At 42.2% G+C, this 7,691-nt stretch carries 5 protein-coding genes and 1 pseudogene; all 6 read right to left on the reverse strand.

The window, feature by feature from the left end:
• Window positions 1–62 precede the first annotated feature (62 nt).
• Window positions 63–665 carry a pyridoxal 5'-phosphate synthase glutaminase subunit PdxT gene (gene pdxT, locus A9239_RS16180; RefSeq protein ID WP_048155341.1) on the reverse strand — a complete coding sequence of 201 codons (603 nt, stop codon included), beginning with the start codon at window positions 663–665 and terminating at the stop codon, window positions 63–65.
• Between the two features lie 318 nt (window positions 666–983).
• A complete protein-coding gene (gene pdxS / locus A9239_RS16185) occupies window positions 984–1,880 on the reverse strand; it encodes a pyridoxal 5'-phosphate synthase lyase subunit PdxS (protein WP_048117964.1) in 897 nt (298 codons plus the stop codon).
• A gap of 853 nt (window positions 1,881–2,733) precedes the next feature.
• Window positions 2,734–3,801, reverse strand: coding sequence for a phosphatase PAP2 family protein (locus A9239_RS16190; RefSeq protein WP_048117961.1), 1,068 nt, complete (start codon window positions 3,799–3,801; stop codon window positions 2,734–2,736).
• Between the two features lie 367 nt (window positions 3,802–4,168).
• Window positions 4,169–5,755, reverse strand: a complete 1,587-nt coding sequence (locus A9239_RS16195; protein WP_048155345.1) for a methylamine methyltransferase corrinoid protein reductive activase — start codon at window positions 5,753–5,755, stop codon at window positions 4,169–4,171.
• Window positions 5,756–6,036: 281 nt separating this feature from the next.
• The gene (locus A9239_RS16200; RefSeq protein ID WP_048117958.1) at window positions 6,037–6,864 is read right to left on the reverse strand and encodes a corrinoid protein; all 828 of its coding nucleotides are present in this window, start codon (window positions 6,862–6,864) and stop codon (window positions 6,037–6,039) included.
• A pseudogene (locus A9239_RS16205) lies at window positions 6,861–7,691 on the reverse strand (MtaA/CmuA family methyltransferase); the annotation flags it as partial. The pseudogene A9239_RS16205 and the gene A9239_RS16200, both read right to left, overlap by 4 nt.

Below are 7,691 nucleotides of genomic sequence, written 5' to 3' on the forward strand. Positions count from 1 at the left end.
TAGTAAAGATGGCTATTGATATTGTTTTTTCGGAGCTGAATAGTTACCTTTTTTCTGTCATTTTATGCATTTTTAAATATTTTGTCCAAGAAATACTGATGAATCCGCAAATCCTCGGTTAATTCCGGATGGAAAGCAAGAGCCAGTACATTTCCCTGCTCTGCAGCAATAATCAGGTCATCAAGCCTGGAAAGCACACGAACCTCAGGCCCGCAGCTTACGATTCCGGGAGCCCTTATAAACACGCCGGTAAAAGGAGATTCAAGGATCTCGACATCAAGTTCGGCTTCAAAAGAATCCCTCTGCCTTCCGAATGCGTTTCTGTTGACCTTTGTATCCATAATTCCGAGCAATTCCTGGCTGGTTTTCTCAACCTGCTCGTCGCCTTCCTTTGAAAGCACAATCAAACCTGCACAGGTTCCAAGAATTGGAACTCCTCTTGCAGCTGCATCCTTAATTTCTTCTGCAATCCCCTCGCGGGCAAGCAACCTGCAAAGTGTGGTACTCTCCCCACCAGGAATCACAATTCCGCCGCACTCCGGGATAACACTCTTATGCTTTACTGCAACTACCTCTGCATCTATTCCTCTTTCCTTGAGGGCTTTCCTCAAAGCATCAATATGCTCAGAAACCGCTCCTTGAATAGCGATTACACCTATCTTCATGAAAAACACCATTTTACAGAATTAATTAAAATTAATTTATTATTTGTTAATCCGAAAATAAAAAATTGAATTGATTTATTCTTACAGGCCCGTAAGAAATAATCCATTTTTAAAAATTAAATTTTTAGCTCGCCTGAACGAAGTTAAATGCCAATTCTTCTAAAATTCCCGCTCAAGCGAGTTAAAAAGTAATCTAATTGTTCATAAATTATTCCGCTTGAGGGAGCGTAGCGACCGAAAAGGAGGCGTGCTGTTGCGATTACATCGCAACTTCCAGAAAACCTATGATTTTCTGTGCTCCCGAAGCGCAATTTGAGGTTACCAACCGCGCTCCTGAAGGGCTTCCTTTTCAGGGATCGTGTCTGCGCTGATGCCTTTCATGCCTGCACCCACGCCTTTTGAGATTTCTGCAAGCTTTGCAGGGTTGTCAAAGTTGTTTACGGCTTCAACAACGGCTTTTGCCATTTTCTCAGGGTTTTCGGCTTTGAAAATACCTGAACCTACAAAGACCCCGTCTGCACCAAGGCGCATCATGAGAGCGGCATCCGCAGGGGTTGCAACTCCGCCGGCTGCAAAGTTTACCACAGGCAGGCGCTGCATTTTTGAAGTTTCGACTACAAGTTCAATCGGAGCTTCAATTTCCCTTGAAACCATAATCAGCTCTTCTTTAGTCTTCCCGGCAAGGGCACGGATTTCGCCTTGAATCTGCTTCATGTGCTTAACTGCCTGGCTGACATCTCCGGTTCCAGCCTCTCCTTTAGTTCGGATCATGGCTGCCCCTTCGTTAATTCTCCTAAGAGCTTCTCCAAGGTTTCTGGCTCCACAGACAAAAGGCACGGTGAACTGCGTTTTGTCTATGTGGAAGTAGGGGTCGGCAGGAGTCAGGACTTCGGATTCGTCCACCATGTCAACACCCAGAGCTTCTAAAATTTCAGCTTCAACAAAGTGCCCGATCCTGGCTTTTGCCATTACAGGAATTGTAACCGTATCAATAATCTGCTGGACAATCTCAGGGTCAGCCATCCGGGCAACCCCACCCGCTTTCCTTATATCTGCAGGAACAGCCTGGAGGGCCATAACAGCAACTGCTCCGGCTTCTTCTGCGATCCTGGCCTGTTCCGGGTTTGTAACATCCATGATTACACCCCCTTTCTGCATTCTTGCAAAGCCCCTTTTGATAAGTTCGGTCCCGTGTCTTAATTTTTCAAAGTCCATGAATGTCATCCTCTCTGTCTTGATGTGATTATAAGATTCTATGCCGTGGGTAACCCTTTACATGATGAAATAACTCTTGGGTCTTTTCCACTGATTGCAACCGATAGGTTGCGGTTTTCAGTTAGTTATTTCTTCAGTGAATTGTGAATACGCTCAATAGTCAAAAGCATTATTTAAGTTATTCCTTATGAATAAATACAAAGTAAATCATATATAATAACTTAATATTTTTTCCGTTAACAATCAACATTTCTTATATTTGTAATGTTTATTTTACTTATTTAGACAATGTATTACAGAGCTTTAATGCGATTTATTATTCTTTCACTATATGCTTGCCTGAGGTTAATTAGCACTATTTCTGTTTTCATATAATATATATGATCTCCTTCAGGTTCTTAGATATATAGTTTTCCGGGGATATAAGGAAGAAGAACTTGAAAAACACTCAAATAAGTCCCTGCACAAACCCATCTGATTTCGTTTAATTCTAAAGGTTTCAGCCAGGTCTTGACAGGAACACTACATGAGAATATAGTTATAAAATATATCAAGTCCATTAAATAAGGACTATTTTTTCAGGGTATAGCTTCTGTGTTTACACTTTTAAAAGGGCTGGTAAATCCAACCCTTATAGATTTTTAAGAAATTTGTCGGGTTTTTTAAATTGAATTTCTACCCATTTAGTTCTTTTTTAATAAATTACCATTCATCTAGTTCTTTTTTAATAAATTATTACTCATCTAGTTCTTTTTTAATAAATTACCATTCATCTAGTTTTTTTAATAAATTATTACTCATCTAGTTCTTTTTTAATAAATTATTACTCATCTAGTTCTTTTTTAATGAACTTTTACTCCATTCCGTGCCCTGGCTGCTTGAGAGCTCCTTTTCGGTTGCTTAAGAGTTCCTTTTCAGTTCTATACAGGTTGAGCTTTGTGCAGACAACTACGGACACCCAGATTGTAGATGCGGGTATGAAAGCTTTCAAGAACTCGATGAATTTGAGACTGAAATAGGCTACGGTTTCGATATTATCGAACCCTAAATCAAGAATAAAGCTGGAGATTCCGAATAGCAGAAGCGCAATAAATATCCTCAAAACTCTCTGCTCGACACTTCCCGCATCATCAGGGAGTCCTCTGCGTATAATCAAAACGTATGCCGCATTCGTGCCAAGGAAAAAACCCGCTGCTTCTGCACTTATCATAGATGAAGTTATAAGAACAAGAGGGATAACAAACAGGACGAAGTACAAAATAAGGTTCTTGCTCTTGAGTGCAAGTTCGAAATTATCTTTCTTGAAAAAATCATCTTTCAGGGGGCTTTTGAGAAAGAGGACAAAAGCAGTAAGGAAAAATAAACCTATAATAGCTCCTCCCAGAATATCCCCCAGAAAATGCCTTCCCAGGTACATTCTCGATAAGGCTACAAGCAATACCATAAAAGGAGCCATCATTTTGATTTTCCGGCTGTTGAAAATCGTGGAACTTCCTCCCCAGAGTGCGGTCGTAATTGCAACATGCCCTGAAGGGAAACCAAAAGGCGAAGGGGAAAGTGCTTCTTGAAGGCGGAAGGTTTCAAGAACTTTTTTATCGGGAAGTTCGAACACATCATCAGGTCCACTTCCGTTGAAAGGGGATGTACTTTTCACTCCATATTCAAGGTTAAGTACTCTGTTGTCTACATAATCCGGCCTCGGAAAGGCAATTATTGTCTTAATGATTTCGGTAATCAGCCCTGTCCAGATTAAGAGCTGGAACAGAAGAAAACCTTTCCGGAAATTAACCCCGAAAGTTACGATAACTACTATGGCAACCAAAAAAGCCGATGATCCCATTGAAGTTATCAGAATCATGAGGGATGTAAGCCAATCGTTTCCAAGGGATTGCAGATAGAGTATAGGTTCAGTCTGGAACAAAGCTCTGACTCCTGATTAAATGTTTGCCTGCAGATATACTCAGTTTTATCCAAAAAGTCCCTGGTTAAACTGGATATCTAGAATAAGTAAAAAATTTAAATCTATTTCGTATTATTGAGTTTATAACAATGTATTCTGGAGAACTATTTTAAATTTGTATTGTTTTGTACCTGTGCATAGCGGGGATTCTCTTAAGGGTCGGACAATATTTTGGCTCTTCGTTATTTTGTGTGGGTCTCTCATAGCATCCCCATAAAAATCAATGTGGTCTTGAATTGAAAATTACCTTAGACATAGAGAATGGTGAAGAGCCATTATTTTTAAGTTTACTGAGTAAAATTACTCTTGTTAAATTACTGTTTTATCTTTATGGACTTGGGAGTTCTAGCTTAAAGTTACTTATAGAGAACATCTTCTCAGGGCACCTTTCTTCGCATCTTCTGCAGGCAGTGCCAAGACATCTTGCAGTATTGATCCTGAAACTTTCGCATTCTCTAGAAAGGGCCTCTTCCGGGCATCCTTTCACACAGGTGTCACAACCACTGCACTTGATGGTAGCGGTAAAATCCAGTTTAGATTCCATGATCTCCAGGCACTTTCCAAGTTCGTGAATATCTCTTTCGTACTTTCTTTCAATAATGCATTCCGGAAGTTCATTTGGGATAGGCTGGATACCGGATCTTTCAAGATTTGCGTTATACTTCTCAAGTGGCATACCTTCATTCCATAGGGCTATTTCCTGGACATAGATGGCTGCAAAAGTGGGGGACGAGGCAAACATTATATGATTAGCAAGGATAGATTTTTTCATTTCATTTAGGTATGAAAGATAGTCGGGATTAAGGGCAAGGTCTTTTGCGAGTTCCAGGGAAGTATTTCCGCACTGTATAATCCGCTTAGGGGTTGCAGGCACAATGCCTGTAAAGCGGGCTTTTATAGGGTCTACATACGTTCCGCTTGCTCCGCACATGTACATTGTTTCCAGATCTTCGTATGCTATTCCTGCCTCGTGCATCAGGGTCAGGTGACCTGCTCTCAGGGCTCCGAAGGCTTTTCCAGCTTCTACTACATCTTCCTCTGTAAACGTAATTCCTTTTCCCAGCCTAATTATATCGCCTTCAATATGAGGAGGCTTTATTATACCAGTTATAAGCCCTGCATACATAAGAGAAATCACTCCCGTGCCTGTAATTCCCTTAGCAGGGTATCCGGTGGATTTGAAAGTCCTGCTGCGCAGGTTGATTCTTGGTCCTTCTACCAGCCTGAGTTTTTCGTCAAGGACAAGCGCTTGCCAGCCTCCGGAAAGCCTTAAATCGGCAATAGCTCCAGGTGTCGCCAGCATTCCTTTGCTAATCTGCTGTCCTTCTATGGCAGGGCCTGCAGCAGCCGATCCTGTGTATATTCTGTTACCTACCTTCAGGGCCATTTCAGCGTTTGTCCCGTAATCCGTAACCATACATGTTTTGGAAGTATCCAGAAATCCGGTTTTTATCATCATGGCAAGGGCATCGGCTCCGATTTCATGTCTTATCGAAGGTGGGATGATCACATCAACATCTGCATAGAGTCCAATTTTATTTCCTGAGGTGACGTGCCCATCCCTTTTCGGCGGCTTTACATGTATTTTTTCGAGGGCGTTTTTTCCTGCAAATGCAAGATCCCGGATCTCTATTCCTTCGAATATAGACAACTGAATTGGATTTCCACAAACAGCTATACGTTTGAGATTTGTTGGTTTAAGGTCATTTATCAGAGAGGTTACGGCTGAGACAAGAATTTCGTGGGCTATCTCCTGCCCATAGCTAATCGCAAAGTCCAGATGGTCAACAACGTTTGCACCCGGAAGCGGGTTTCTGGACAAAATTGCAGTCCTGAGGACAGAAGAGTCCGTAAGGTTCAAGAGTTGGGCTCTAATTCCACTGGTACCTATATCGATATTTATTGCCTGATCCATTTTGATCCCTGGATTTCGTCAAGGTTTTGCTCATTCTTTCTAAGTTTTATTCATCGCATGTTCCTGTTTTTACAGATTTTATCTTTTCTTTCTGATTTTTATTATCTATTTCTGGTTTTTATTGTCTATTTCTAATCTTTATTATCTTATTCTGATCTTTATTGTCTCTGTCTGATCTTTATTCATTTTACAGAAATTGTTTTCCATATTTTAAAATTCACTAAATGAAAGAGAGATAAATCTCGAACACAAAAAATAAAAAAACAGGAAGAAAAGTAGAATCAATAAAGTTCGTTGCGGGCTTCTTCCCAGCTCTTTCCTTCACATATCTCCTTTGCGATTTTTACCGCATCAAGTGGTGTTCTTCCATATACCGAGTTCCCAAAGGTATCAACGAAACGCCTGTCCACAGCAGCCCCTCCGCAGGCCAGAGGGACCCCCTCGGGTTCCAGAGCATTTGCGAGGGCTTTGAGGCCTCCTTTGGTTGTGCTCATAAGGGTTGTTCCGGTGACAAGATTAGCTTTTGTTGACTTTACGGCTTCGACAGCTGCTTCCACAGTTACATCTCTTCCAAGGTCGATTACTTCGAAGCCATTTGCTCTGAGAATAGCGGCTACAATATTCTTTCCTATATCATGCAGGTCTCCTACAATAACAAGGGATACCACTTTTCCCTGAGATGGGACTTCTCCTTTCTTTTTCTGGCAGAGTTCAACTCCTTTCATAAGAGCTTCGTTTGCCAGCAAGATTTCCGGCACATAGCTCTCCCCAATATCGTAAAGCTCACACACGGTCTGGATTCCGGGCATAAGGGCGTTCAAAACCAAATCTGTAGGATCTTTTCCTTTTTCAAGTAAGGCAGATATGAGTTTTACTGTTTCTGCATTATTTCCTTCTATCACAGCTTCTGCTACGGATGCGTATTCGGGATCTTTCGGTCTGTTCTGATTCTTTATCTGGTCGACAGTAGTTACTTCTTTATTTCCGTCTTCAAGATCTACCCCAAGGCCGATCATGATCCCTTCGTCAATGAGTCTTTTAAATTTTGCAGGCTCTTTTTCTTTCATCTCTAAAATATTCTGAACTGCAAGGTCAATGTGCCTGATCATTTCTGCATCCCTCCCAGGACATTTTCCTTCATGTTTCTTCCAATACCGACTCCGATCTGCCTGATGATGTCTTCCACATCATCATATTTCGGAATCGGAGTCTCCTTGCAGGCCCTGACATAGGCCCTGAGGTTTTCAAGGGAAGTACCGAATGAAACGTCGCATGCAGTCCCAACAATATCAGCTCCCTGCAGGATGCATTCTCGAGTTCTATTATATACCTGTTCAGGGGTGCCGTTTGGCATAAGGTCTATAACGTCCAGGCTTCCAAGAATGGACATCTCGTTGCCCATCACCTGACGGCAGTACCAGACTGGCACGGCATCAAAGGAGAAACAATCGATACCACTCTGCTTTATGTAAGGCAGAAGTTTGCTGGTATCTCCGCAGATGTGCAGGATCAAAGGGCAGCTGATTTCCTTTGCCATCCTTTTGTGGGCAGGAAGTACGAATTCTTTGTAAGTTTCCCCAGAAATCAGGTCTCCTGAGGCTGATGGATCTGCCGGAAAAAGTATATGTGCCCCGTAAGCGGTCTGTAACTTTCCGTAAGCTATCACGAAATCAGTTGCTGCCTCAATAAAAGCATGGGCTTTTTCGGGATCGGTCTTTGTCCATCTTACCAGGTTTTCAACCCCTGCTATGTGGCCAGCTACTGTAAAAGGAGATGTCAGGACTGGTATGACAGGAAGCATACCATCGTACCGCTTCCTCAGTTACTCGATTGCTCCGAGCTCTACCGGGATTCTTCCGGCTTCTTCCAGATTGTCAGGCCAGGTTATGTCGGCGGGATCGGTATAAGCAGGACCTGTGACGGGAGGTCGGTACGG

The sequence above is a fragment of the Methanosarcina sp. A14 genome (genome assembly GCF_001729375.1).
GTDB classification, from domain to species: Archaea; Halobacteriota; Methanosarcinia; order Methanosarcinales; family Methanosarcinaceae; genus Methanosarcina; species Methanosarcina barkeri.